The organism is Paraliomyxa miuraensis (assembly GCF_026337845.1).
GTDB lineage: Bacteria > Myxococcota_A > Polyangia > Nannocystales > Nannocystaceae > Paraliomyxa > Paraliomyxa miuraensis.
Genome location: NZ_JAOVZF010000161.1, coordinates 110,522 through 136,467 on the forward strand (window position 1 = coordinate 110,522; position 25,946 = coordinate 136,467).

The window sequence follows — 25,946 nt, forward strand, 5'->3', positions numbered from 1 at the left end:
CAGCTCACGGATTCTGCCACGGCTTGCGCCGGAAGTAGTCGCGGGTCATCTCGGCCACCTGGGGCGACAGCAACACCAGCGCAATGAGGTTGGGGAGGATCACGATGCCCATCATCACGTCGCCGAGCTCCCACGCGACCTTGAGCGGCAGCACGGCCCCCATGAAGTGCATGCCCACGAAGACCACGCGGTAGGGGAGCACCGCCTTCGCTCCCAGCACGTAGTGGGCACAGCGATCGCCGTAGTAGCTCCACGAGATCGCGGTGGAGATGCCAAAGAGGAGCACGCACAGCAGCACCACGTAGTGACCGAAGTCCCCCAGCGGAGACAGCCCCCGCTGGAACCCCAGCATGGTCAGCGGGGCTCCGCTCTCGACTGCGTCGCCCCATAGCGAGGCATGAGTGGTGCCGTCATGGGCGGTGGCCTGGCCGGTCTTGGGATCGATCACCCCGGAGAACGGGCGGGACTTGGCCTCGTCCTCGTAGAGGCGCTCCACGGGTACGTCGTGCCAGGCCACCCGGGTGCCTCCGCCGGTGCCCCCGCTGGTCGCCCCATCGAGCCCCCCACCGAGCCCACCGTCGAATTGGGTGCCATCCTCCACCGAGACCGAGGCCGGCTCCGAGGTCGGCTCCCAGCCGCCGTCGGCGGTGGCCGTCACCCAGGCCACGTCGCCGCCGCCCAGGGTCACCTCGGTGCTCACGCGCTCGGTCCACACCCCGGTCATCACGATCACCAGCGCGGTCATCGTGCAGATGATGATGGTGTCGATGAACGGCTCGAGCAGCGCCACCACGCCCTCGGACACGGGCTCGTCGGTCTTGGCTGCCGCGTGGGCAATGGGCGCGGAGCCCTGGCCCGCCTCGTTCGAGAACAGGCCGCGCTTGACCCCCCACATCATGGTCACGAGGATCGCCCCCACCCCCGTGCCGGCCACCCCGGCCGAGGGCTGGAACGCCTCCCGCACCACCAGGCCCAGCGTGGGGAGGATCTGCCCCGCGTTCATCACCAGGATGATCGAGGCCCCGGCCACGTAGAGCAGGGCCATGGCGGGAGCGAGCACCGCGGTGACTCGGCCGATGCGACGGATGCCCCCCAGGATCACCGCGGCCACGAGCGCGGCCGTCACCGCCCCGGTGATCGCGGGATCGATCGCGAACACGGCCTCGATGGTGTCGGCCACCGTGTTGGCCTGCACCCCGTTGCCGGTGAGGAAGGCGGTCAGGCCCAGCATGATCGCGAACAACAGCGCCATCGGACGCCAGCTCGGGCCGAGGCCGCGCTCGATGTAGTACATGGGACCGCCGGCCACCGTGTTGCCGCCCTCGTCCTCCTCGACCTGCCGGTAGCGCTGGGCCAGGGTGACCTCGGCGAACTTGGTGGCCATGCCGAGCAGCGCGGTGATCCACATCCAGAACAGCGCTCCCGGTCCGCCCCAGTGGATCGCGATCGCGACCCCGCCGATGTTGCCGATGCCCACGGTGGCCGACAGCGCGGTGGAGAGCGCCTGGAAGTGGCTGACGTCGCCGGGATCGTCGGGGTCGTCGTAGCGACCGGTGGCCACCGCGGCCCCGTGTCCCAGCCGGCGCAGCTGCACGAAGCCCAGGCGCAGCGTGAGGAACACCCCGGCTCCCAACAGCGCCAGCACCACCAGCGGGATGGTCTGACCTCCCACCGGAATGCCGAACGACCAGATGTAGAAGTTGAGGGTCTCGACGAGCGATTGCAGCGCTTCCATGGTCGCGAAGGGGGTACCCGCATGAGCGCCACCTCTTGGCCGCGCGGGGCGAGCCGCCCGCAACGAGCATCCCCCTCGGGGGCCACCCGAGGCAAGCCGGCGGTCGAGCCCCCCGGTGGGTTTGCCGGGGTCGAAGCCGGGATGTCATCCTGCGCGCGATGTTCATCCCCTCCCGCTTCCTCCGTGGCCGCATGCCCACGCTCGTGTCGGCCCTGGCGCTGGTGCTCGCCTGCAAGTCACGCGGCCAGACGAGCGAGGCGCCCGACGGCCAGACCGGCCCCATGGTCGACGCGGACGCAGCTCCACGAACACGGGTCGGCCCCGTGGCCAAGGCACCCGAGCCCACCAAGGAGGGCGAGGGGGCCAAGAAGGGCGACGAACCCAAGTGGGACGTGAGCCAGCCCTTCGGCCCCACCAAGTCGGTGGGTCTCGACGTGACCGAGGGCACCTGGATGAGCCTCGATGTCAGCCCCGACGGCAAGACGATCGTGTTCGACCTGCTGGGCGATCTCTACGCGCTGCCCATCGAGGGCGGCGATGCGCGCCCGCTGACCTCGGGCCTCGCGTGGGACATGCAGCCGAGCTTCTCCCCCGATGGTCGGTGGATCGTGTTCACCAGCGATCGAGGCGGCGGCGACAACATCTGGATGATCCCGTTCGGTGCGAGCGGCGACGCCGAGTCCGAGGGCACGGAGCCGCGGCAGCTGACCAAGGAGAGCTTCCGACTGGTCAATAGTCCCTCGTTCTCTCCCGACGGCCAGTTCGTGGTGGCGCACAAGCACTTCACCGCCGAGCGCAGCCTGGGCAGCGGCGAGATGTGGCTCTACCACGTCACGGGTGGCGGCGGCGTGCAGCTGACCGAGAAGCCCAACGACCAGCAGGACGTGGGCGAGCCCGCGTTCTCCCCCGACGGCCGCTGGCTCTACTACAGCCAGGACGTCACCCCGGGGCCGTTCTTCGAGTACAACAAGGATCCCCACCAGGGCATCTACGCGATCATGCGTCGCGATCTCGAGGAGCAGCGCACCGAGACGCTGCTGTCCGGGCCCGGCGGCGCGGTGCGTCCCGTGCCCGCGCCCGACGGCAAGCGCCTGGCCTATGTGCGCCGCAAGGGCCTGCGCACCGTGTTGTTCGTCTACGACCTCGAGTCGGGGGCCGAGCAGGCGGTGATGACCGGGCTCGACCGCGACATGCAGGAGACCTGGGCGATCCACGGGGTCTACCCGGCGTTCTCCTGGACGCCCGACGGCAAGGGCATCGTGATCTGGGCCGGCGGCAAGCTGCACCGCGTGGACGTGACCAAGCACGAGGCCAAGCCGATCCCGTTCCGCGTGAAGGACACGCGCACGGTGATCGAGGCGGTGCGCTTCCCGGTGCAGGTTCACCCCGAGAAGTTCGAAACCAAGATGCTGCGCTGGGTGACCGTGTCGCCCACCGGCGGGCGCGTGGTGTTCCAGGCGCTCGGACACCTCTACGTGCACGACCCGAGCACGAACGAGAGCCGCCGCCTCACCCGCGACGACGACGTGTTCGAGCACTATCCCGCGTTCTCGCGCGACGGCAAGCAGCTGGCCTTCACCACCTGGGACGACGAGGCGCTGGGCAGTGTGCGAGTGGTCTCGGCCGGCGGCGGCAAGGCTCGCACCATCAGCCCGCAACCGGGTCACTACGCCGAGCCCGTGTGGAGCCCCGATGGCAAGACGGTGGTCGTGCGACGCGGTGGCGGCGGGTACCTGCGATCGGGGCGGTGGTCACGGGATCCCGGGCTCTATGCGCTGCCGGCCTCGGGGGCCAAGAAGCCCGAGGACATGAAGCTGATCGTCCGCGAGGGCGAGCACCCGCAGTTCGGGGCGAAGAGCGACCGCGTGTTCTACGTGGCCTCTCGAAGGGGAGGTGAGGGCCCGGGCGGCAAGCGCAAGCTCGTGCTCGAGAGCGTCGATCTACAGGGCCACGAGGAGCGCACGCACCTGAGCAGCGAGTGGGCCTCGGACTTCGCGATCTCGCCCGACGAGCGCTGGGTGGCGTTCACCGAGCGCTTCCACGCCTACGTGCGACCGTTCGTCGCCACCGGCAAGGCCGTCGACGTGGGTCCCAAGAGCGAGGACGTGCCGCAGGTCAGGCTGACCCGCGATGCCGGCAACGACGTGCACTGGTCGGGCGACTCCAGCACCCTGCACTGGTCGCTCGGCCCCGAGCTCTACACCCGTGATCTGAAGGACGCACTCGCATTCATGGAGGGCGCCCCGGCCGAGCTCCCCGAGCCTCCCACCACCGGGGTCTCGCTGGCCTTCGAGGTCACCTCCGACGTCCCCAAGGGCCGCATCGCGCTCTCCGGCGGCCGGGTGATCACCATGAAGGGCCAGGAGGTCATCGAGCGCGGCACCGTGCTGGTGGAGGGCAACCGCATCGTGGCGGTGGGCAAGCAGGGTGAGGTTCGGATCCCGGCGGGCACCAAGACCATCGACGTGAGCGGCAAGACCCTGATCCCCGGCCTGGTCGACGTGCACGCGCACGGCTCGCAGGGCACCGATGGGTTCATCCCGCAGCAGAACTGGCTGCACCTGGCCGAGCTCGCGCTGGGCGTGACCACCGTGCACGACCCCAGCAACGACACCAGCACCGTGTTCGCGGCCGCCGAGATGGCCCGCGCGGGGTTGCTGGTGGCGCCGCGGATCTTCTCCACCGGCACCATCCTCTACGGGGCCCACACCTCCTTCACCGCCGAGGTCGACGGTCTCGACGACGCGCGCCGTCACCTGCGGCGCATGAAGGCGGTGGGCGCGTTCAGTGTCAAGAGCTACAACCAACCGCGCCGCGAGCAGCGGCAGCAGGTGCTCACCGCCGCCCGCGAGCTGCAGATGATGGTGGTGCCCGAGGGCGGCTCGCTGTTCCAGCACAACATGACGATGGTGGTCGACGGCCACACCGGAGTCGAGCACGCGATCCCCGTGGCCCGCGCCTACGACGACGTGGAGCAGCTATGGGGCGGCACCGAGGTCGGCTACACCCCCACCCTGGTGGTGGGCTACGGCGGGCTCTCCGGCGAGTACTACTGGTATGCGCACAGCAACGTGTGGCAGCACGAGCTGCTGCGCCGCTACGTGCCGCCGTTCGTGCTCCAGCCGCGGTCTCGCCGGCGTCAGCTCGCCTCGCGCGGCGACTGGAACCACATCGAGATCGCTCGCACGGCCAAGCACCTGCTCGACGCGGGCGTCGAGGTCAACATCGGCGCTCACGGACAGCGCGAGGGCCTGGCCGCCCACTGGGAGATCTGGATGCTCGAGCAGGGCGGCATGAGCCCCCACGAGGCGCTGCGCGCCGCCACCCTGCACGGCGCGCGCTATCTGGGTCTCGACGAGGACATCGGGTCGATCGAGGTCGGCAAGCTCGCCGACGTGGTCGTGATCGACGGCAACCCGCTCGAGGACATCCGCAAGAGCGACGACGTGCTCTACACGATGATCAACGGGCGAGTGTACGAGGCCAAGACCATGAACGAGATCGGCAACCGCGAGCGCAAGCGAGAGCCGCTGTTCTGGGAGCGCGAGGGCGGCAGCTCGGCACGGGGTGGGATGACGGTGGACCACGGACCCGGGTGCAGCTGCGGACTCGGGCGGCACTGACGGACCGAGCGAGACGAGGAGGCGAGGCATGCTGAGGCGCATCAAGATCGAGAATCTTCGGGGGATCCGCGAGGGGGAGATCGACGGGCTGACCAAGCTCGTGGTGCTGGTGGGGCCCAACGGCAGCGGGAAGAGCACGGTGCTCGAGGGGGCGTACATCGGCGGGGCGCGCCACCCAGCGGCGGCCGCTGGAGCCGTGACGAAGCATCGCACACACACTTGGAATGGTGCACAGTGGCTGATTCGGGGAGGGAGCGAGGAGAACGCGGCGAGGGTCGAAGTCGAGTGGACCAACGGGACACGTGTCACGCGTCGTATTCACTGGGATTCCGTGCTCGTCGTACGTGAAGCCAATGAGAAGCTATCGAAGCACGGAGCGCCCGGCCCATACAGCGCGTTTCGCATCTACCGGGAAGTCCCACCCATGCCCAGAACGGATGAAGCCGATGCGTTCGCGGCGACAGCAATGGCAGCGAACAACGAGTATCTCCCCTACGATGTCGAGATGGACCTGGAATTGGCACCGCTTCGGCTCATCGATCCTACCGGGGGGCAACCTCTCCACGACCTGTTCACGCAGGCCAAGAGATCGCCGTGGCGGGACGAGCTGCTCGAGAGCACGAGGTCGGTGATTCCCGACCTCGAGGACATCGAGATCTTGACCGAGAAGAGCGTCCCGAGACTGTTCTTGTTGTTCGGAAACAAGTCCACGCCTCCGGTGCCCGTCAGCCTCGCGGGTGACGGCATTCACGCGTTGTTGCGCATGGCATTCGAGCTGTCGAGCCCCGCAGGTGGAACAGTCTTGCTGGAGGAACCGGAGACCCACATGCACCCACGCGCACTGTCCGCTTGTGCCAAGGCGATCGTCGCGGCGGTGCGACGGGGAGTCCAAGTCATCGCCACCACTCACAGCCTCGAGCTCATCGACCGACTGCTCGCGGAGCTGACGGACGAGGAGGTCGAGGACCCGAGCATGATGACGTTGCAGAAGGTTCGCCTCCAAGACGGGCGACTCATGTCCATAGAAATTCCAGCATCCGACGCCGAACAAGCTCGCACGACGCTGTCCGAGGACCTTCGCTGATGCGCAACGTGGCGATCTACGTGGAAGGGTATCATGACCGCGCCTTCTTGAAGGGATGGCTCCTTCACCGCGGGTGGCAGGTTCCCGGCCGAAGGAAGTCGGGCCGCAAGCACGCCATCGTCAACCCCGTCACCGAGAAGGAAGTAGAGGGCGGGCGCTTCGCGTTCTCGTCCCCCCACGATTCGACCTTCCTCGAGCTGCGCCCCATGCACGGAGACGACTTGTTGCTCAACGAGATCGGTCGGTTGGCACGGCGTGTGACCCCTCCCGACCCCGATGAGATCGTCGTCGTGCTCGACGTGGACGTCGATGGAACCCAGCTGGCGGATGGCATCGCACGTCGCGAGCAATCGGTGAACGCTCGCCTGCTCAGCGGAGATCCAGGTACCACGCGCAGCGGCTCCTCGTGGGCCCTGTCCTCGGGGGTGCTCGTTCACTTGGCCCTGTGGACCTGCGAGTCCGAGGACTGCCGTGGCGTACCCGACGCTCACACGCTCGAGCGCCTCGTCTCCACGGCCATCAAGAGCGTCCATCCGGAACGGGCCGAGGCCGTCCAAGCGTGGCTCGATGCCCGCCCGGCACCACCGCCACGCCGCACCGCCAAGGAGCACTCGTGGTCCTACATGGCCGGTTGGTACGCCGACCTCGGCTGTGATGCGTTCCTCTCGAACGTCTGGGACGATCCCGAGATCGCGGCCGCGCTCGAGAACTCGCTCTCCACCTCGGGCCTCGACGCAATCCTCCGCGGCTATGAGCAGACTAGGGAGCAGATTGGGGAGCAGATTGGGGAGTAACCCACCCCCTCAGGTCGCCCGGTACACCACCAGCATCGCCGACATCTTGATCACCGGCGGCGTGTGGGCTCCGCCGTCGTAGTCGCAGCCGGTCCCCAGCGCGCAGCCCATGCACACGGGTGAGTCCGGCCGGCACGTGTTCTCGTAGTCCGAGAGATCGTAGAGCACCTGCACCGCGTCGCCGGGTGACACGCCGCCGGTCACGTCCTCGACCCACGCGATCACATCGGCCCCGGGGCACCACCCCGCACGCGGATACGTCCACGTGCCTTGCTGGTTGTCGATGGGGTTGTCTGCGCAGTCGTCTCGCCACACCAGGCGCTGCACCGCGGCGTTGCCCACCAGGTAGCCGTGGGTCAGGCCACAGAATTCCGCGCAGTTGTCGAGGTTGCCCTGCCCGTGCCCCGTGATGACCGATCGGAGCTCCACCCGCGAGGCCCAGTCGGGAATCTCTGCCATGGTCGGCTCGAGCTGGCCATCGACCGGCAGCATCGGATCGCCGATCGTCGCCTCCGCGTATGGCCACAGCGGGATCACCTCCACCGGCAACTCGGCCGGCACTCCGCCCACGAAGTCGAAGCGAGCATCGACGAGCCATCCATCGCCGTTGGCGTGCCCCGGCCCCACCCAGGTGTCGATGAACACCCGCAGCGTTCGCGGCCCGGAGAGCAGCGGTCGCAGGGCGCTGACGTCGATCGACCACTCCCCCGCCACCCGGTAGGGCGTGATGAAGCGTGCGACCTCGATCACCCGCTCCTGCTCGGTGCCCGCGTCCTCCACCACCGCGATGTTGCCGAAGCGGTCCCACCAGTCGCACAGACCATTGGGACAGCGCAGGCCCAGCTCGAGCGTCACCGACTCGTAGCCGAACATGGCCGGCGGGAACTCGACCTCGACGTCGATCGATCGCATGTTGTCGTCACCCAGGAAGTAGACGTGCGCCCCGTCGAAGGCGGCCACGCTCGTGTCGGGCCCGGGCTCGACGGGCGGTGCGCCGGTGGTCGAACCACTGCTCTCCCCGTCGGCCATCGCGGTCGACTCGCCGGCGGTGGTCGATGCCATCGTGGTCCCATCGGACGTGGTCGTCGAGGTGCTCTCGCCGCTCGTGCTGCCCCCACTCCCCGAAGGCGGCGGCGGGTCTCCGCAAGCGAGGACGAGGATCGACGAGGCGATCAGCACGGAGATACGAGCGCTCCTGGGCAACATGCCAGCGAGTGGAACACGAGCCGCGCGTGCCGTGGGCGCGCCGCGGCGTGGGCCCGCAGAGGCGGTCAGGAGGGGCCCTACGCGGCCTCGAGCGACCTCGACCGGAGCGCGCACACGCGTTCGCGTCTGCCACCGACGGATCGTCGAGCGCCGCGAGACGGCGCTTCGGAAACTTGGCCTCCGATCACGACTCGCGATCGGCATCGTCGCCTCATCATCTCGACGAGCATCGCCGACGAGTTCGGCACCCGACGCTCCGATTCGAGTCGACACGCGCTCGGTGATCGTCGCCGCACGTTTTCGCCCACGAGCACGGGTCCTGCCGCGATACGCTGGTCAACTGCCATGCGCAAAAGCATCTCTTCCTTGTCGATTGCCTGCTTCGCTTGCCTCGCGGGGCTCACCAGCCGCGAGGCCCTGGCTGCGTTCGGTGGACCCGACGGCTTCGGCTACTACTTCATCGATCAAGCCCACGGCACCGTCTACAACTACGTCGACATCACCGCGACCGGAGTGATGCTCGGCAACGGCGACGACGTGCTCGTCGCCGCCATGAACCTCGGTGCCCCGTTCACGTTCTACGGCAACGTGGTCACCCAGGTGCGGCCGAGCACCAACGGCTTCATCACCAGCACCACGGGCACCAGCTCCGACTTCTCCAACGACTGCCCGCTTCCCATCGTGGCGGGCGGCGGGGGATTTCGGATCGCGGCGCTCCACGACGACCTCATCTCCACCGTTCGCTACCAGTACTTCGATGAGGTCGCCGCCGCCGGGGTGGGCTACCCCGGCGAGACGGCCGGCATCAGCGTGTTCCAGTGGAATGGCGAGTTCTTCCCCGCGGGCGGCGGCGATGCGGTGAGCTTCGAGGCGATCCTCTTCCACGACGACTTCTCCATCCTCACCATGGTCGAGCAGGACACCAATGGTGGCTCGAGCAGCACGATGGGGATCCAGAACGGCAACGCGTCCATCGGTCTCAACTACACCTGCAACGCGGCGGGCGACGTGATCCCCGGGGTGACGGCCGTGCTCTACACGCTGACCCCACCCATGATCCCGCCCGACAGCGATTGCTGCACCGCGAGCCCCACGGGCACTCCTGGCTGTCTCGATGCCGCGTGCGAGGCCGCGGTGTGCGGGATCGATCCGTTCTGCTGCGACACTGCGTGGGACGGCATCTGTGCCGACGAGTCGGCCCAGCTCTGCGCGATCTGTGCCATGTGCGGCGACGGAGTGGTGGGCGTGGGCGAGGAGTGCGACGGTGATGGCATGGGCCTGGCGGGCGAGACGGCCACCTGCGACGCCGACTGCACCGCGGCCGCCTGCGGCGACATGGTGGTCAACGCCACCGCGGGTGAGGCCTGCGACGACGGCATGGAGACCGCGACCTGCAACGTGGACTGCACCGCGGCGATGTGCGGCGACACGGTGGTCAACACCACCGCGGGCGAGACCTGCGACGACGGTGGACGCTCGGCCACGTGCAACGCCGACTGCACCGCCGTGAGCTGCGGGGACGGAGTGCTCAACGCGGCGGCCGGTGAGGAGTGCGACGACGCCGGCGAGTCGGCGACCTGCGACGCCGACTGCACCAACTCCATGTGCGGCGACGGGCTCGCCAATGCCACGGCCGGTGAGGAGTGCGACGATGCCGGCGAGTCCAAGGGCTGCGACGACGACTGCACCCTCGCCACGTGCGGCGACGGCACGCTCAACGCCACCGCCGGCGAGGAGTGCGACGACGGCAACACCGACGACGGCGACGGCTGTTCCGTGGACTGCATGGAGGAGGCCGAGCCCGGGAGCACCGGGGGCGACGAGAGCACCGGCACCGACACGGGGCTCGAGACCGGCGCCGACGAGACGGCCGGAACCTCCGGCAACGCAGACACCGGGGCGACGTCCATGGGTCCCGGTCCCGACACTCTGAGCGCAGGCGACGACGACTCCTCGGGCGGCCGAGACACGGACACCGACACGAGCGGGGTGCTGCCGCCCACCGACGGCTGCAGCTGCTCGACACCCGAGCCGGGTGGCGGTCGTGGAATGCCGTGGTCGGTGCTCGCTCTGCTCGGCCTGGGTGCCCTGCGTCGGCGTCGTCGGAGTTAGCCCTACGAGCGCGAGGGACGATCTCGCGCTCGTCCCTCGACCCTGGCCCGTGCAAATCACGCACGGGCCGCTCGACGGAGACAGCGACTGGCTGCGGCAGGAATGTGACCGCGCAGCCGCGATCGCAGGGCCGTCTTTCGCCCGACGCCCGATCGGCCTGCGATACGCTCGACGCTGGCCATGCGTAGAACGACTTCCTCACTGACCACCGTCTCCATCGCGACCCTTGCTGCCCTCGCCTCCGGCGATGCGCAGGCCGCCATCGACGGGCCCGACGCATTCGGTTACCGACTCGTCGATCACAACGACGGCGCCCCCTTCGACTACGTCGACATCACCGCCACCGGGATGATGGTCGCCACCGGCGACGATCAGCTCGCTCCGGCATTCGCGCTCGGGGCCCCGTTCGAGTTCTACGGCGTGGTCGTCAACGACGTGCGAGTGAGCACCAACGGCTTCATCACCAGCACGGCCGGAACCGACTCCGACTTCAGCAACGACTGCCCGATACCGTTTGCGGCCGGCGGCGGAGGCTTCCGCATCGCCGCCCTGCACGACGATTTCATCAGCGACGTCTACTACCAGTACCTCGACGAGGTCGCCGCCGCGGCCGCCGGCTTCCCGGGGGAGACCGCCGGCATCAGCGTGTTCCAGTGGGTCGGCGAGCACTTCCCGGCCGGAGGCGCCGATCCGGTCGAGTTCGAGGCGATCTTGTTCCACGACGACTTCACCATCCTCACGATGGTGGCCGTCGACGCCGAGAACGGCCTCAGCAGCACCCTCGGCATCCAGAACGAGAATGCCAGCCTCGGCCTCAACTACGTGTGCAACACCGGTGGCAGCGTGATCCCGGGCCTGACCGCGGTGCAGTACATCCTGGGCCCAGCGCCCGACAGCAACTGCTGCAGCCCGAGCCCCACGGCAACCCCGGGCTGCACCAACCCCACGTGCCAGGACGCCGTGTGCGGGTTCGACGAGTTCTGCTGCACGATGGAGTGGGATGCCGTCTGTGCGGGCGAGGCCGCGACCGCGTGCGGGGTGCTGTGCGGCATGCCGCCGGCGGTCAGCATCAACGAGATCCGCATCGATCAGACCGGCACCGACAACGACGAGTACTTCGAACTCGCCGGACCGCCCGGGACCCTCCTCACCGACGTCCAGTACCTGGTGGTGGGCGACACGCCCACGGGCACCGTCGAGGCCGCCGTCGACCTCAGCGGCCGCGCGATCCCGCCCTCGGGCTTCTTGGTCGTGGCCGAGGGTACGTTCACGCTCGGCGGGTCCAACGTAACCACCTCGCTCAACTTCGAGAACGTCGACACCGTCACCCACATGCTGGTGGGCGGGTTCACCGGCACGGTCAACCAGAACCTCGACGCCAACGCCGACGGCGTGTTCGACGTCACGCCGTGGAGCGCGGTGCTCGACACCGTGGCCGTGGTGCACCCGCCCAGCACCGACCTCCCCTACGGCCCCCCGCTCAATTGCGCCGCCGGGCCGCTGTGCCAGGAAGTCGACGACGGCATCGACGGGGCGTTCCAGCTCTATCGCTGCCCCGACGGCGATGGGGTCTGGCAGATCGGCAACGACGACATCGCCACCATGCCGGCCACCGACAGCCCGCGCAATCCCAACGTGTGCGGTGCGTGCAGCAACGGGGTGGTCGATCCCGGCGAGGACTGCGACGGCGGGGGTGAGACCGCCATGTGCAACGTCAACTGCACGTTCGCATCGTGCGGCGACGGCATCGTCAACGGCACCGCCGGCGAGCACTGCGACGACATCGGTGAGTCGTCGGTCTGCAACGCCAACTGCACCAACGCGGTCTGTGGCGACTCCATCATCAACGCAACGGCGAACGAGACCTGCGATGACGGCGGTGAGTCGGCCGCCTGTGACGACGACTGCACGGCGGCCCTGTGCGGCGACGGCGTGACGAACGCGACCGCCGGCGAGGCCTGTGACACCACCGTCGAGTCGGCCGCCTGCAACGCCAACTGCACCCTCCCGGCCTGTGGCGACGGCGTGGTCAACATGGCCGCCGGCGAGGCCTGTGACGACGGCGGCGAGTCGGCCACCTGCAACGCCGACTGCACGCTCGCCACCTGTGGCGACGGCATCATCAACATGGCCGCGGGAGAGGAGTGCGACGACAACGGCGAGTCGGCCACCTGCGACGACGACTGCACCGCGGCCATGTGCGGTGACATGACGGTCAACACCACCGCGGGCGAGACCTGCGACGACGGCGGGCGCTCCCCGCTGTGCAACGTCGATTGCACCGCCGCCACCTGCGGCGACGGCATGGTGAACATGGCCGCGGGTGAGGAGTGCGATGGCGACGGCATGGGCATGCCGGGCGAGACCGACACGTGCGACGACGACTGCACCAATGCCATGTGCGGCGATGCCGTCATCAACGTCACGGCCGGCGAGGTCTGTGACGACGGCGGCGAGTCGGCCACCTGCGACGACGACTGCACGGACGTGATGTGCGGCGACTCGGTCGTCAACGCCACCGCCGGCGAGGACTGTGACGACGGCGGTGAGTCCGAGACCTGCAACGACGACTGCACCACCGCGACCTGCGGCGACGGCCTGGCCAACACCACCGCCGGCGAGGAGTGCGACGACGGCGGCGAGTCCAAGGGCTGCGACGACGACTGCACGATCGCGACCTGCGGCGACGGCCTGATCAACGCCACCGCGGGCGAGGAGTGCGACGACGGCAACACCGACGACGGCGATGGCTGCGCGGCCGACTGCACCGACGAGATGACGGGCACCACCGGGGGCAGCGACACCGATGCGGACTCGTCGGGTGGCGGCTCGGGGGTCGACAGCACCGGTGGTGGACCCGGTCCGGTGACGACGCCCGCCGACGACGGCTCGACCAGCAGGGGCGAGACCGACACCGAGACGGGCGGCAGCGTCCCGGGTGTGGGCGACGACGGCTGCAGCTGTTCCACCAGCGGCGACCGCAACGGCAGCAACGCGCTGTGGTCGATGCTGGCGGTGTTCGGCCTGGGCGCCCTCCGACGGCGCCGCCGGGCCTGACCCCGCGGGTCCTCGGACGACACGCGCTACGGCGCCGGGCTTCGGGCTCGGCGCCGTTCCTCGTTCGCAGCCCGCAGGCGGCTAGAACCCGAGTTCCTTCTTGCGCTCCTCGGCGCCGGGGAACGGCTCCCCGGTCTCGGTGACCGCGGGCAAGCCCGGGGCCTTCTCGGCGTTGACGTCCTTCCACTTCTGAAGCTCTTCGGGAAGCTCGGTCTCGTCGTAGATGGCCTCGACGGGGCACTCCGGGACGCACGCGCCGCAGTCGATGCACTCATCGGGGTCGATGTAGAGCATCTCCTTGTCACCGTGGAAGCATTCCACGGGACACACGGCGACACAGTCCGTGAAGCGGCAGCGTTGGCAATTTCCGGTGACGACGAAGGTCATGCGCGCTCCTTGGCAAGGGCTCTGCGCCCGGCGCGTTGTTTACCACGGTCTGCCCGCCTCGCCCACCTCGGAGGCGGGGTTGCGCCGACGAGGGCGCCACGGCGCCCGGAGGCCAGCTTCTTCCGCCGGTGATACACCTGGGCTCGTGCCCGGGCCGCCCCGCTTGCACGATCCGAACCGACCCGCAGGCTGCCAGCGCGGGGGGGGACCTCCGTGAGCCTCGCCCGCCCGACACGGTCCATCTCCGGACCCATCATCCTCAGCTCCGTGGCGGTGGCGCTGTCGGTGGCGCTGCTCGTGGGGTGGATCCTGGTGATCTACCGCAACCAGGTGCTCACCCGAAGCTGGGAGGGCAATGCCTGGCTGATGATCGCGGGAATCATCTCGTTCGTGACCATCATGACGGTGCTGGTGCTGTTCTCGGTGTTCCTCGCCCGCGAGATCCGAGAGGTGCGGCGCCAGACCTCCTTCATCGACTCGGTGACCCACGAGCTGCGCAGCCCCCTGGCCTCGCTGCGCCTGTGCCTCGAGACTCAGGCCCGCGAGGGCCTGCAGCCGGCCCAGCGCCAGCGGCTGCGCGAGATGATGCTCGACGACATCGAGCGGCTGTCGGCGTTCGTCGACGACATCCTCGAGAGCAACCGCCTGGCCCACGGGCAGGACGCCCGCCCGATCGAGGCCTTCGAGCTCGAGGCGCTGGTGCAGCGCTCGGTGGCCACCGTCACCAAGCGCCACCACATCGAGCAGGAGCCCATCACGGTGGAGGTGCCGCAGGACATGGTGCTGCACACCGACCCGGTGGCGCTCGAGCTGGTGCTGCGCAACTTGCTCGACAACGCGGTCAAGTACTCCGACCCACCGCGCGCGGTGCGGCTGCGCGCCACCGTGGATTCCAGGCACACCGTATCGATCGAGGTCGAGGACGACGGCGTCGGCATTCCCAAGGCCGACCTCAAGCGGGTGTTCGAGCGCTTCTATCGGGTCGACGACGAGGCCGTGCGCACGCGCCGGGGCACCGGCCTGGGTCTGTTCGTGGTGGCCTCGCTCGTGCGCGGCCTCGGCGGGCGGCTGCGCGCACACTCCCCCGGCCCTGGCAAGGGCACCTGCATGGTGGTCACCCTCCCCTCGCGCGTGCTCCACTCGCGCACCGCCCGTTCCCCTTCGACCGCGGAAGACGCCCCTACATGAGTCCGGAGCTGCCGATCGCCGACCCTCGCCTGCTCATCGTGGAAGACGAGGAGCACCTCGCGGCCGGGCTCAAGCTCAATTTCGAGCTCGAGGGCTACGTGGTCGACGTGGCCCGCTCCGGGCGCGAGGCGGCGAGCCTGATGATCCAGCCCGAGCACTACGACGCGATCATCCTCGACGTGATGCTGCCCGACATGAGCGGCTTCATCCTGTGCCAGAAGCTACGCGACGCCGGCAACCGCACCCCGGTGCTCATGCTCACCGCCCGCGGTGCCGTGGAGGATCGCGTGGAGGGGCTCAACGTGGGAGCCGACGACTACGTGACCAAGCCCTTCGAGCTGCAAGAGCTGCTCGCTCGCGTTCGATCGCTGCTGCGGCGCCGCTCGTGGGAGCAGCACCAGGACCAGGAGCTGTCGGTGCTGCACCTGGGCGATGCCACCATCGACTTCGACACCCATCGGGTGGAGATCGCCGGCGAGCAACGGCAGCTCACCAAGCTCGAGCTCGACCTGCTGCGCTACTTTGCCGAGAACCCCGGCCGCGTCCTCGACCGCGAGGAGCTGCAGGAGAAGGTGTGGAAGCTGCAGAACTATCCGAACCGCCGGATGGTCGACAACTTCATCATGCGGCTGCGCCGGCACTTCGAGCCCGAACCCAAGCGACCGCGCTACTTCGTGTCGGTGCGCGGGGCCGGCTACAAGTTCGTGCCGCCCGAGCCATGAGGCGCCCGGGCGGCCCTCGACGCCCCTGCTGCAAGCGCGCAGGGCTCACGCCGCACGACGGCGACGGCGACCCAGCCCCAAGAGCCCCAGCAGCACCAGCGCCCAGCTCGGGGCCGGGGCCGCGGTCACCGAGCAGCCCTTGCTGCTGCCGTCGTCGCCGGCTCCGCCGCTGGCCCCTTCAGTGTCTCCATCGGTCGCGCCCTCGCCTCCGGTCGTGCCGGGCTCGGTGCCCGTCGAGCCGCCCTCTTCGCCCGAGTCCAGGCCCTCGCCTCCGGTCGAGCCGCCGCTGGTAGCACCGTCGGTGTCGCCGCCCGCCTCGGTATCACCCTCGGTCTCGCCCGGCTCGCCGGTCTCGCCCTCGGTCTCCCCGCCCTCGGTGCATCCTTCCTCGAGCTGCATCTCGCACACCATCAGCAGCTCCTCCTCGGAGAGGCCGGCCCACTCGTTGCCGCCGCCCCCACCAAAGCCCAGGCCATTGGCGCACGCGCACTCGATGAAGTCCGCGGGGTCGTTGGTGATCGTGCACGTGCCGAGGTCGTTGCCGCACTCGAGCTCGCCCGGGGGCGGAGGCGGAGGAGCACCGCACTCCATGTCCACGACGTCCTCGCACACGTCGACGAGTTCCATGTCGGACAGGCCGGCCCAGGCGTTGCCGCCCCCGAACCCGAACCCGCTGCCATCGGCGCACTCGCAGCTGATGAAGTCCTCGGGGGTGTTGGAGATCACGCAGTCGCCGCTGGCGGTGCCGCAGGGGATTCCGGGCGGTGGTGGAGGGGCGCCACAGAAGAGCGCGAGCTGGTCGTCGCAGACCAGCTGCAGCTCCATCTCGGAGAGCCCCGCCCACGCCATGCCCCCGACCATGCCGCCGCCGCTGCCGTCGGCGCACATGCAGCTGAGGGTGTCCTCGAAGTCGTTGCTGACCTCGCACGAGCCGTCGGGGCTCATGCAGTTGGCGGTGGCCGCCATCGCGGGGCCGCCGATGAGCGAGGAGAAGGAAAGGGAGACGGAGAACAGGCCCAGGGCCAGGGATGCGCGCATGGTTTCGGTGTCCTTAGGGAGTAGTGGAGGTAGGAGCCGCCGCAGCGGCGGCTTCGCTTCCCCAGGTCTCCGGCTCCGGACCGAACCGTCACGGCCTCGCGAAGAAAGATCGAGAATCTTCGCGGGCCGCTGGCAATGTAGTGCGGCTTACTGGGTGAGATCGCTCGGGCGGCAGACCTGGCCGGGGCCATCGGCGATCGTCACGCACTGCTGGCCTTCGGGGCAGGCCGTGTTCTTGGGACCGCCGCACTGGATCTCACAGCTCGCGAACTTGGGGCCGCGGGGGCCCGCGATGCCGTAGTACTCGAGGCATCGGTAGGGTGCTGCGCAGCGCATGAACTCGCACGAGGCCCCGCCCGGCGGATCGGACGGCTGCTCGGGCGCCGGCAGCGTCAGCCCCTCGGCGTTCCACCAGATGCACTGGCCCTGCACGCAGCCGCACGAGGTGTTGGCGGGCAGCGGCGCCGGGGGAACGTCGCAGGTGGTCATCACGTCCGTGGCCGCGCTGCACACCTCGCTGCTGCACCCGCCCGCGTGGCAATCGGCGTCGGCGCTGCAGGCGTTGTCGAAACCCTCGCCCTCGTAGCGGGCGTGCAGGGGGTGATCGGCGGGCACCGCCGCCTTGCGCTCGTCGGCGGGGGGCGGAGCCGCCCCGTCATCGCTGGGCGGGACCACGCCCTCGTCACTGGGCGGAGGCTTGCTCTTGTCGCAGGCGGTGGCGGTGAGGGCGAAGAGGGCCGCGAGCAGAGCGGCACCGGGGAGACGGAAGGGGTGTGGCATGGGGTCGGGGGACATCGTAGCGCCGCTTCGGGACGGCGGCGAATGTCGGCGGGGGCGCAGGATTGGCGCTGCCTGCCGAGGCTCACGTGGGATCCAGGCTCAAGTGGTAGCGCTGCCGAACGGACGGCGGAACCAGTACCAGGAGTACATCGTGGGAGAGCGCACGGAACTCCCGTGCGGGATGAAGCAGACCGCGCTTCGCCCTGCTCCAGGCATCGACCACCGCCCTGGTGTCGCCTCGCTCCTCGGCTCTGAACAGAGGCTCGAGCTTTGGACGAACCACGTGATTGACGTGATCCGAATAGCGCGTCAGCAGTGCCGGTCGATCGAGCCCACACACCTCGATCGTCCTGGTTCCCCGCAGGGTGCGACCATAGGGGACCCAGCGCTCCTTCCCCTGGACCTTGTCACGCCGGTACTCGATCTCGGCCAAGGGATCGAGGTTGGAATCAGAAGGGTCGAGCACCAGCGGTTGCTCGTTGCCTGGTGGTGCTTGCTCCGCAGTCAAGCAAGCCGACTCGTCGACCAACGGGAACTGATCCCTCTTGTGCTCGCGGTTGCACTCGAAACACGCAAACAGGAGATTCTCCCATGTCCAAGCCAGCCACCAATAGTTTGCCTTGGGGCGATAGTGCTCCACATCGCGGTACTTCGCCTGCTCTTCGAGCTTCTCGCAGTAGCAGCACTTGCGATGCTGCATCTCGAAGAGGTTCTCCTTGACCTCACCGTATCCCTCGAATTCGAGCTTGCAGCCCTTGGAGCGCGCTCGACGGGCCGCAGTCAGCCTCTCGGTACGAGTCGGACCCAATGTTGGAGGTTCTGGCGTGCGGTGGATGCGGATCACGCCCCTTCCTCCCGCGATACGGGCTCCCAGTCGAACTCGATCCCGGCGGCAGCAAGCTCCCGCCGCAGAGCCTTCATCTCTGCATCATCTTCACTCGTGCGCGTCGGATCAGTCGCGAGCCTGCCGTACCGCTGCGTCTTCTCTCCCAATGCGTTGGGGTGAAGCTCGTGGATCTCGAAGAAGGCATCGAAGAGCTCGGAACCGGTGAGGAGCGCGGGCGAACGTGTCGATGGCGTCGCGACCACGCTTCCCTCCTCATCCTGGGAGAGCAGGATCACCTCGTCAGCGGTCAGGGCTGGCAGTAGCATCGCGGAGTGCGTGGTAGCGATGAACTGAAGCCGCGGGAACACCTGCTTGAGCGCGGGGATGAGGCGCAGCTGCCATGTGGGGTGGAGGTGCAGGTCGATCTCGTCGATGAGGACCAAACCCTCCATCTCGGCGGCTTCGAGGGGCTCTCCCGCTTCTAGGAGGATCTGACCCACGACGTCGGCCAGCCACGCGATCAGGGTCTGATAGCCCTGCGAGAGCCAGGTGGCGGGAACCCGGATGGGCTTGCCTTCGACGTCGAGTAGATCCATCTCGAAGCGCTGAGCCTCGATGAGGTCCCTTGATGAACGTATCCCTCCACGACCACGCAGTTCCAGCCGTGTTACGTGTGGCAACAGTTCGCCTGCGATGAAGATGGACTGGAGCACGCTTGCGAAAGCCCGCCCCAGCTCCTCTCCCAGTAGTTCGATGAACCCGGTCCCAATGAGGCCGGAACCAAAGAGCGACCGAAGACGATCGAGCGTTGCATCATACTTGCGATGCAACGACATGCCCGTGCCAAGCAGCAAACGGCTCGGACCGTAGCCCGCCACGAACCAATCGGGCAGTTCCTTGCTACGTGCCTCCATCAAGGGATCGCCTCCGCTGCCCAGCGGTTCCCGATCATAGGCAGAGCCGCCCGAGAACACCCGCTTGTCCGGCTCGAGCTCGAGGCACGATCGCAGCAAGGGGGGCTTCGTCGGCGGCCTACGCGTGGCAGGATAGCTCCGGCGAGCGTGTCTCTCATCGCTGAACCCGAACGTCGCTTCCACGCTCAACGGCACGGGATCCCTCAGATCAGGCCACGACGCAACGACGTCGGTCGCTAGCTGTGTCCCACGATCTGCACCACAGGCGGCTGCAGCGATCGTCTGGAGCAGCGTCGTCTTGCACAGCCGGTTCTCCCCCACGAATACGGTCCACATCCGCGGCCGCCCGTCTGGGCCGACGAAGTCGAGCTCGACGTCGCGGAGCAGCTTGACGTTCCTCACGTGGAGATGCCGCAGATACATGCGCGCTCACCCCCCCTTCTTCTCGAGCTTCGCCCAGCTGTCGCGCAGCCCGATCGTTCGATTGAACACCGGCCGGTCCACCCGGTGCTCCACCCAGTCGGCCACGAAGTACCCCAGCCGTTCGAACTGCACCCGCGTCTCGGGCTCGGCCTGGGCCAGCGCCGGCTCGAGCTTGCAGCCGGTGAGCACCTCGAGCGACTCGGGGTTCAGGTGATCGAGGAAGCTCCCGCCCTCGGGTACGTCGCTCGGATCCTCGGCCGTGTAGAGCCGGTCATAGAGCCGCACCTCGGCGTCCACCGCATGCTGGGCGCTCACCCAGTGCAGCGTGCCCTTGACCTTGCGCCCGTCGGGCGAGCGACCGCCGCGGGACTCGGGATCCCACGTGCAGCGTAGCTCGACCACCTGGCCCTGGTCGTCGCGCACGACCTCGTGGCACGTGACCAGGCACGCCGAGCGCAGTCGCACCTCGCGGCCAGGCGCGAGCCGAAACCACTTCTTGGGCGCGTCCTCGCGAAAGTCCTCGTGCTCGACGTAGAGCTCGCGACCAAACGCCACCTTGCGGGTGCCCGCCGAGGGATCCTCGGGGTTGTTGGGCACCTCGAATTCCTCCACGTGCCCCTCGTCCCAGTTGGTGATCGTGAGCTTGAGCGGTCGCAGCACCGCCATGCGACGCACCGCGGTGCGGTTCAGGTGCTCGCGCAGCACGAACTCGAGCAGGCTGACGTCGATCACCCCGTCGCGCTTGGCCACCCCCACCCGCTCACAGACCTCGCGCAGCACCTGCGGCGGATACCCGCGGCGACGCAGGCCTCGCAGAGTCGGCATGCGCGGATCGTCCCAGCCCGACACGTGACCGTCCTTGACCAGCAGCAAGAGCCGCCGCTTGCTCAGCACCGTGTAGCTGAACTGGAGCTTGGCGAACTCGATCTGCCGCGGCTTGGCCGGCACCGGCAGGTTGTCGAGGAACCACTCGTAGAGCGGGCGGTGATCCTCGAACTCGAGCGTGCAGATCGAGTGGGTGATGTGCTCGATCGCGTCACTCTGCCCGTGAGCGTAGTCGTACATGGGGTAGATGCACCACTTGTCGCCCGTGCGATGGTGGTGCGCCTTGCGAATGCGGTAGAGCAGCGGGTCGCGCAGGTTCTGGTTGCCCGACGCCATGTCGATCTTGGCGCGCAGCACCGCCTCGCCCTCCGGCAGCTCGCCTCGGCGCATGCGCTCGAACAGCTCGAGGTTCTCCTCCACCGATCGATTGCGATACGCGCTCTCCACCCCGGGGGTGTAGAAGTTGCCGCGATCCTTGCGGATCTGGTCGGTGCTGCTGCTGTCGACGTAGGCCTTGCCCTGCTCGATGAGGTGCACCGCCCATGCGTGGAGCTGGTCGAAGTAATCCGAGGCGAAGTAGAGGTGCTCGCCCCAGTCGAACCCGAGCCAGCGAATGTCCTCCTGGATCGCGTCGACGTACTCCTGCTCCTCCTTGGCCGGGTTGGTGTCGTCGAACCGCAGGTGGCAGCGCCCGCCAAAGCGCTGCGCGAGCCCAAAGTTCAGGCAGATCGCCTTGGCGTGCCCGATGTGGAGGTAGCCGTTGGGCTCGGGCGGAAAGCGGGTGATCACCTGCTGGTGCTTGCCCGCGCGCAGATCGTCCTCGACGATCTCGGCGACGAAGTTGCGGGGTGCATCCTCGGAAGCGGCGGCAGCGTCGGCAGGAGTCTCGGTCTTGGTGTCGGTCATGGCCGTGGCGGGACTATAGCGCCGGGTCGGCGAGCGCGCGCCGGTGGGTCTCCGGATGCCGGTGGAAGGCGTCAGCGCGGCGCCCGATACGCCCGTCCGCCCGACGACACGCTGGCTTCTGACGGCCAGGCAGACACGACATCCGGGGTGCGAGGGCCTGCGGCTCGATCTCGATGCGCTGTGGACCGAGGTCGACCGCGGGGCGGCGTTCCTGGCGGGAACTCAGGACGGCGAGGGCTGACCAGCGCGGCGCACATCGCCGCCCTCCGCACGTTCACCACCAGACCTTCCCGATCAGCTCCCGTGCCTCCGGCACCGCCCCTTGGAGCACTAGATACCCATCGAACGGCTCCCCCTCCGTCATCTCCCCCGCAATCGTGGTGGTCATCAACTCCCGCACCTTCCCCGGATCACCGGGGTGCAGCCCCAGCGCCCAGCCGAGCTTGATGTACGCGACCTCGGGCAGCATGTTGGCGAGCGGCACGACCCCCAGCTCGAGGATCTCCCGCCCGGTCTCGTACACGTGCATCTGCACGAAGCCCCACAGGGTCTGCAGCGTCATGTACATCTGCACCCCCGCCTCGTGGGCTCGCCTCAGCGCGGGGTAGACCTTCTTGTTGACGTGGCCCAGGCCGGTGCCGGCGATCACGATGCCCTCGTAGCCGCAGCTCACCAGCGCATCGATCACGTCGGGCTGCATGTTGGGGTAGTAGTAGAGGATGGTGACCTTGTCCTCGAACGCCACCTGCACCCTGGCCTGGCGGTCGCTCCGCCGCGGGCGTACGTTGGGCTCGAGCACCTCCATGGCGCCATCCTCCTGCACCATGGCCAGCGGAATCCCGCCCAGCGTGCGAAACGTGCTGCGGTAGGAGCTGTGCATCTTGCGAACGCGGGTCCCGCGGTGCAAGAGGTCGTAGCGATCGGAGGTGGGCCCGAACATGCACACCATCACCTCGGCGATCGGTCCCCGCGCGGCGGCCTGCGTGGCGGCGATCAAATTGCGAGCCGCGTCGGACGAGGGTCGGTCCGACGAGCGCTGGCTGCCCACCATCACGATCGGCACCGGCGGATCCTGCACCATGAACGAGAGCGCAGCCGCGGTGTGGGCCATGGTGTCGGTGCCGTGCCCGATGACGACGCCATCGTAGCCATCGGCGATGGCCTGCCCCACGCGGCGCGCGAGCACCTGATACTCGTGCGCGCCCATGTTCTCCGAGAACACCCCGAACAGCTTCTCGGTCTCGAGGTTGCAGATGTCTGCCAGCTCGGGCACCGAGCCGTAGAGCTCACCGGGGCTGAACGCGGGGATCACCGCCCCGGTGCGGTAGTCGAGCCGCGAGGCGATCGTGCCCCCCGTGCCCAGGAGCATCACGCGGGGCTTGTCCGGATCGACCGGGAACGGCTCCTCGGGGATCTTGTACTGGGCCTTGCGATAGCCCACCGCCTCCATGCTCTCGATGGTGTCGTGGCGGATCCCGATGTTGTAGCCGCTGACCAGCTTGAGCACCATGTGCTCGGCGTCCGAGGTCTCCGAGCGCGGCAGCACCAGCCCCTGGAAGTCGCCGCGCGTGGTGCGAGCCACGACCTCGCTCCACACGGTCACGCCAAAGCGCTTCATCACCCCGAGCATCGGCTCGCGGTAGCCCTTGTAGTCGTCGGGATCGGGGAGGTGAGCGGGGGATGATTGGTCGGACGAGCTCATGACGGTGCGTGATCCGAGCTAGGCGAGCACGGCGAGCAAGCGCTCGCGGACGACGGCAGGCGCGAGGTGGCCGAGCACGGTCGGCATCGCCTGGCCGAGCGCCCAGCGCATGCGAGCATCGGGCGACGAGAACCGACGCTCGGCGGCGGCCGCGACGAGCCGATCCAGCGCCGCGGCGAGCGAAGGCTCGGGCGAGCGCGCGCACCACTGCTCGACCAACACCCGGCCCGCCTGCGCGTCGTCGGCCCGCAAGAGCGCATCGAAGACCTCGTCGTAGGCCTCGGGACGCAGCTTCCCCTCGTCGATCGCGAGCACCAGCGGCCGTAGTCGCTCGGACTCGGGCAGCGTGCGCGTGCCCGACTCGCGCCACCAGGCCAAGAGCCGACACTCGAGCGCAGAGGCCAAGCGACGTCGGCCCACCACCGTGGAGGGCGCGAGCGCATCGAACAGCTCGTAGAGCCCGCGCTCGACCAGCACCCGCGCCGCCCGAGCGCCGAGCCCCAGCTCCTCCACATAGCGACGCTCGCGCTCCCAGGGCCGCTCGGGCTGGCTGGCGTCGATCTCCCCGAGCCAGGCATCGGGCACCGGCCATGGCGGCGTGTCGGTATCGGGATACATGCGCTCGGGCCCCGGCAGGATGCGTTCGAAGCCGGTCGTGCCATCGGGGTGCGCCTGGCGGGTCTCGGAGGGCACCCCCACGAGCGCCTCGCGACCTCGACCCACGATCTCCTCCACCGCGGTGGCCACGTCGGCCCAAGGGCCCCACACCACCACCACCGCATCGTCGGCCGTGGCTCGCAGCGCCCGGCGAAGCTCGCGCCAGGTGGACTCGTGTACGGGCGAAGACGCCTCGTCGGTGTGGGCCATGAACGGCCGCGCGGTGAGGCAGGCGATCACGCGCAGGCGCTCGGCGAGCTCGTGATCGAAGCGCAGATCCCCGTGAGGAGACGGCTGGGTACGATGCGCCAAGATCCCCGCGAAGCCCGGCAGCCGTACCGCCGCGATCATGTCCCCGCGCTCGCGCGCGCCCTGGATCGGCGGCCCGTCCCGATCACCCACCAGCGTGCGCGCATCGATGGCCAGCGGCGACGCCCACGGAGGATCGAGCTGGGGCAGCACGAGCTGCTCGGCCGTGACGCCCCGCCGCAGCAGCTCGGCGCGAATCCGCAGCAGCTCGAGGTGCCGGTAGGCCTCGATGTGCACCAGCCGCGGCAGCACCTTGTGCTGGCAGACCCCCTTGATCTCCACCCGCCGGCTGCCGGCGATCGACACGTTGACGTCCTGACGCGCGGCCCCGGGACCCCGCCGCACGCGCCCGCTCGCCCGCGCCACCCAGGCCAGCAACGATCCCCCCGCGGCCACGTCGCGCGGGGTCAACAGGTCGGGCTCGGTCACGGTCTCGGTGAGCGGCATCCCCAGCCGGTCGGTGCGAAACACGATGCGGTGCCCCACGTCGGAGACCTCGCGGCACGAGTCCTCCTCGAGCGTGAGCTGCCGAATGCGAAGCACGCGATCGGGGCCCAGCTCGCTGTCGGGGAACGGCAGCACGCCAGCCAGCGCGACCATGGCGGTGCGCTGGAACCCGGTGGGGATCGAGCCGTCGAGGTACTGCTTGCGCATGACCTGCAGCTCGGATACGCGATCGAGCCCGTAGAGCGTGGCGATCTCGAGCGCCGCCCGGATCGCCTCCTCGTCGATGGGGAACGGAGGAGTGTCGTCGATCTCGTAGGTGCACACGGTGCGACGATCGAGCCGGTACACGATCTCCTTGCGCGTGCGAAACTCCATCAGCGCGGTGCCGTCGTACTCGCCCAGCTCGCTGAGCGTGGGGCGCATGTGGCGGAGCACCTCGGCGTCGACCCGCGTGGTGCGAACCCCGGCGGGACAGCGACAGAACAGCTTGCCGCGGGTGTCGAGCTGCTGGTGTACCTCGAGCCCACACATGAAGCCGAGGATCTCGTAGTCCCGAGGCGTCAGCTCGCCCAGCGCACGCACGGGGAAGTCCAGCGGCGGATCGGTCCGCGGGTTGAGATCGATGGGGGCGGGCGGCGAAGCCTTGGGTCGATGGCGAGGCACGGGCGAAAACGACCAACGGGAGCGTACCCCATGGACATCGCTCGTGCGTCAGCCCGCGGCGAAGCGGCCCAAAACCATGCCACGGTCGCTGCGAGCGCTTCGTTCGCAGCCGCCGCATCCGCCCGCGCGCACGATGCCTCCGCGCTTCCAGCCTCACGCCTCGTCGAGCCTTGGTCGACGCACGGCACTGCGATCCCCGAGCCGGGTGAGGAAGAGACCGCGTGATGCGTGGCGACATCCACGATCACGGATCGGGCTCACAGGTCGGGCTCACAGGTCGGGCTCGCGGTGATGGATTCCGACCAAGCCGCACGGGTAGGCCTCGACCACGAACGAGCCCACCTCCACCGTGCACGTGCTCGGCTCCCGCTCATCTCGTTCGGTTCCACGATGTCTCGATCGACCCATCGAGCCACCGTCGCAATGGGTGAAACAGGCCACCGCTCGATCGACCTCGCAGTTTCGCGCGCCAGCACGAAATTGCGTTCGCTTGCTCCTACGAAGTGCTCTACATTGGAGGGGCGCCCGTCGCCGATGGGCGATCCATC

Annotated in this window: 18 protein-coding genes; 8 read left to right on the forward strand and 10 right to left on the reverse strand. The window is 68.8% G+C overall.

What is annotated here, in order from left to right:
- Positions 1 to 4 precede the first annotated feature (4 nt).
- Positions 5 to 1,735: an alanine/glycine:cation symporter family protein gene (locus OEB96_RS35910; RefSeq protein WP_266221386.1), complete on the reverse strand. Its 1,731-nt coding sequence runs from the start codon at positions 1,733 to 1,735 to the stop codon at positions 5 to 7.
- A gap of 158 nt (positions 1,736 to 1,893) precedes the next feature.
- Between OEB96_RS35910 and OEB96_RS35915 the strand changes: the two genes are divergently transcribed.
- From OEB96_RS35915 to OEB96_RS35925, 3 genes are read left to right on the forward strand one after another with little or no spacing between them, the layout of a single operon-like run.
- Positions 1,894 to 5,358, forward strand: a complete 3,465-nt coding sequence (locus OEB96_RS35915; RefSeq protein ID WP_266221387.1) for an amidohydrolase family protein — start codon at positions 1,894 to 1,896, stop codon at positions 5,356 to 5,358.
- Positions 5,359 to 5,386: 28 nt separating this feature from the next.
- Positions 5,387 to 6,442, forward strand: a complete 1,056-nt coding sequence (locus tag OEB96_RS35920; RefSeq protein ID WP_266221388.1) for an AAA family ATPase — start codon at positions 5,387 to 5,389, stop codon at positions 6,440 to 6,442.
- Positions 6,442 to 7,236: a hypothetical protein gene (locus OEB96_RS35925; RefSeq protein ID WP_266221389.1), complete on the forward strand. Its 795-nt coding sequence runs from the start codon at positions 6,442 to 6,444 to the stop codon at positions 7,234 to 7,236. The genes OEB96_RS35920 and OEB96_RS35925 overlap by 1 nt, the downstream gene beginning before the upstream one ends.
- Positions 7,237 to 7,245: 9 nt before the next feature.
- On the opposite strand, the gene OEB96_RS35930 is transcribed toward OEB96_RS35925, so the two are convergent.
- Positions 7,246 to 8,298: a peptide-N-glycosidase F-related protein gene (locus OEB96_RS35930; RefSeq protein ID WP_266221390.1), complete on the reverse strand. Its 1,053-nt coding sequence runs from the start codon at positions 8,296 to 8,298 to the stop codon at positions 7,246 to 7,248.
- Positions 8,299 to 8,808: 510 nt separating this feature from the next.
- On the opposite strand from OEB96_RS35930, the gene OEB96_RS35935 reads away from it, so the two are divergent.
- Both OEB96_RS35935 and OEB96_RS35940 read left to right on the forward strand, forming a co-directional pair.
- Positions 8,809 to 10,554 carry an MYXO-CTERM sorting domain-containing protein gene (locus OEB96_RS35935; RefSeq protein ID WP_266221391.1) on the forward strand — a complete coding sequence of 582 codons (1,746 nt, stop codon included), beginning with the start codon at positions 8,809 to 8,811 and terminating at the stop codon, positions 10,552 to 10,554.
- A gap of 180 nt (positions 10,555 to 10,734) precedes the next feature.
- A complete protein-coding gene (locus OEB96_RS35940) occupies positions 10,735 to 13,611 on the forward strand; it encodes an MYXO-CTERM sorting domain-containing protein (RefSeq protein WP_266221392.1) in 2,877 nt (958 codons plus the stop codon).
- Between the two features lie 81 nt (positions 13,612 to 13,692).
- Here the strand turns inward: OEB96_RS35940 and OEB96_RS35945 are convergent, their stop codons facing one another.
- On the reverse strand, positions 13,693 to 13,998 hold the full coding sequence (locus OEB96_RS35945) for a ferredoxin family protein (protein WP_266221393.1): 306 nt from the start codon (positions 13,996 to 13,998) through the stop codon (positions 13,693 to 13,695).
- 267 nt (positions 13,999 to 14,265) lie between these two features.
- On the opposite strand from OEB96_RS35945, the gene OEB96_RS35950 reads away from it, so the two are divergent.
- Both OEB96_RS35950 and OEB96_RS35955 read left to right on the forward strand, forming a co-directional pair.
- A complete protein-coding gene (locus OEB96_RS35950) occupies positions 14,266 to 15,186 on the forward strand; it encodes a sensor histidine kinase (RefSeq protein ID WP_266221394.1) in 921 nt (306 codons plus the stop codon).
- On the forward strand, positions 15,183 to 15,908 hold the full coding sequence (locus OEB96_RS35955; RefSeq protein ID WP_266221395.1) for a response regulator transcription factor: 726 nt from the start codon (positions 15,183 to 15,185) through the stop codon (positions 15,906 to 15,908). Before OEB96_RS35950 ends, OEB96_RS35955 begins: the two co-directional genes overlap by 4 nt.
- 45 nt (positions 15,909 to 15,953) lie before the next feature.
- Here the strand turns inward: OEB96_RS35955 and OEB96_RS35960 are convergent, their stop codons facing one another.
- The 5 genes from OEB96_RS35960 to OEB96_RS35980 form a co-directional block, all read right to left on the reverse strand.
- Positions 15,954 to 16,946, reverse strand: a complete 993-nt coding sequence (locus tag OEB96_RS35960; RefSeq protein WP_266221396.1) for an MYXO-CTERM sorting domain-containing protein — start codon at positions 16,944 to 16,946, stop codon at positions 15,954 to 15,956.
- Positions 16,947 to 17,093: 147 nt separating this feature from the next.
- A complete protein-coding gene (locus OEB96_RS35965; protein ID WP_266221397.1) occupies positions 17,094 to 17,726 on the reverse strand; it encodes a hypothetical protein in 633 nt (210 codons plus the stop codon).
- An 82-nt stretch (positions 17,727 to 17,808) separates the two neighbouring features.
- Positions 17,809 to 18,570, reverse strand: coding sequence for an HNH endonuclease family protein (locus tag OEB96_RS35970; protein WP_266221398.1), 762 nt, complete (start codon positions 18,568 to 18,570; stop codon positions 17,809 to 17,811).
- Positions 18,567 to 19,889 (reverse strand): AAA family ATPase, encoded by a 1,323-nt coding sequence (locus OEB96_RS35975; RefSeq protein WP_266221399.1) that lies wholly within the window; start codon positions 19,887 to 19,889, stop codon positions 18,567 to 18,569. The genes OEB96_RS35970 and OEB96_RS35975 overlap by 4 nt, the downstream gene beginning before the upstream one ends.
- Positions 19,890 to 19,895: 6 nt before the next feature.
- The gene (locus OEB96_RS35980) at positions 19,896 to 21,620 is read right to left on the reverse strand and encodes a glutamine--tRNA ligase/YqeY domain fusion protein (RefSeq protein ID WP_266221400.1); all 1,725 of its coding nucleotides are present in this window, start codon (positions 21,618 to 21,620) and stop codon (positions 19,896 to 19,898) included.
- A 55-nt stretch (positions 21,621 to 21,675) separates the two neighbouring features.
- Here OEB96_RS35980 and OEB96_RS35985 point away from each other — a divergent pair, with 55 nt between their 5' ends.
- On the forward strand, positions 21,676 to 21,861 hold the full coding sequence (locus OEB96_RS35985) for a hypothetical protein (RefSeq protein WP_266221401.1): 186 nt from the start codon (positions 21,676 to 21,678) through the stop codon (positions 21,859 to 21,861).
- 33 nt (positions 21,862 to 21,894) lie between these two features.
- Here OEB96_RS35985 and gatD read toward each other — a convergent pair whose 3' ends face one another.
- Positions 21,895 to 23,322: a Glu-tRNA(Gln) amidotransferase subunit GatD gene (gatD, locus tag OEB96_RS35990; protein WP_266221402.1), complete on the reverse strand. Its 1,428-nt coding sequence runs from the start codon at positions 23,320 to 23,322 to the stop codon at positions 21,895 to 21,897.
- Positions 23,323 to 23,340: 18 nt separating this feature from the next.
- Entirely contained in the window at positions 23,341 to 25,398 is a 2,058-nt protein-coding gene (gene gatE, locus OEB96_RS35995; RefSeq protein ID WP_266221403.1) for a Glu-tRNA(Gln) amidotransferase subunit GatE, read from the reverse strand.
- Positions 25,399 to 25,946 lie beyond the last annotated feature (548 nt).

Coding starts and splice junctions, on each gene's coding strand:
- OEB96_RS35910 (WP_266221386.1), bottom strand. CDS start 1,735: ATGGAAGCGCTGCAATCGCTCGTCGAGACCCTCAACTTCTACATCTGG.
- OEB96_RS35915 (WP_266221387.1), top strand. CDS start 1,894: ATGTTCATCCCCTCCCGCTTCCTCCGTGGCCGCATGCCCACGCTCGTG.
- OEB96_RS35920 (WP_266221388.1), top strand. CDS start 5,387: ATGCTGAGGCGCATCAAGATCGAGAATCTTCGGGGGATCCGCGAGGGG.
- OEB96_RS35925 (WP_266221389.1), top strand. CDS start 6,442: ATGCGCAACGTGGCGATCTACGTGGAAGGGTATCATGACCGCGCCTTC.
- OEB96_RS35930 (WP_266221390.1), bottom strand. CDS start 8,298: ATGGCATCGACCACCGCCGGCGAGTCGACCGCGATGGCCGACGGGGAG.
- OEB96_RS35940 (WP_266221392.1), top strand. CDS start 10,735: ATGCGTAGAACGACTTCCTCACTGACCACCGTCTCCATCGCGACCCTT.
- OEB96_RS35945 (WP_266221393.1), bottom strand. CDS start 13,998: ATGACCTTCGTCGTCACCGGAAATTGCCAACGCTGCCGCTTCACGGAC.
- OEB96_RS35955 (WP_266221395.1), top strand. CDS start 15,183: ATGAGTCCGGAGCTGCCGATCGCCGACCCTCGCCTGCTCATCGTGGAA.
- OEB96_RS35960 (WP_266221396.1), bottom strand. CDS start 16,946: ATGCGCGCATCCCTGGCCCTGGGCCTGTTCTCCGTCTCCCTTTCCTTC.
- OEB96_RS35965 (WP_266221397.1), bottom strand. CDS start 17,726: ATGCCACACCCCTTCCGTCTCCCCGGTGCCGCTCTGCTCGCGGCCCTC.
- OEB96_RS35975 (WP_266221399.1), bottom strand. CDS start 19,889: ATGTATCTGCGGCATCTCCACGTGAGGAACGTCAAGCTGCTCCGCGAC.
- OEB96_RS35980 (WP_266221400.1), bottom strand. CDS start 21,620: ATGACCGACACCAAGACCGAGACTCCTGCCGACGCTGCCGCCGCTTCC.
- OEB96_RS35985 (WP_266221401.1), top strand. CDS start 21,676: ATGCCGGTGGAAGGCGTCAGCGCGGCGCCCGATACGCCCGTCCGCCCG.
- gatD (WP_266221402.1), bottom strand. CDS start 23,322: ATGAGCTCGTCCGACCAATCATCCCCCGCTCACCTCCCCGATCCCGAC.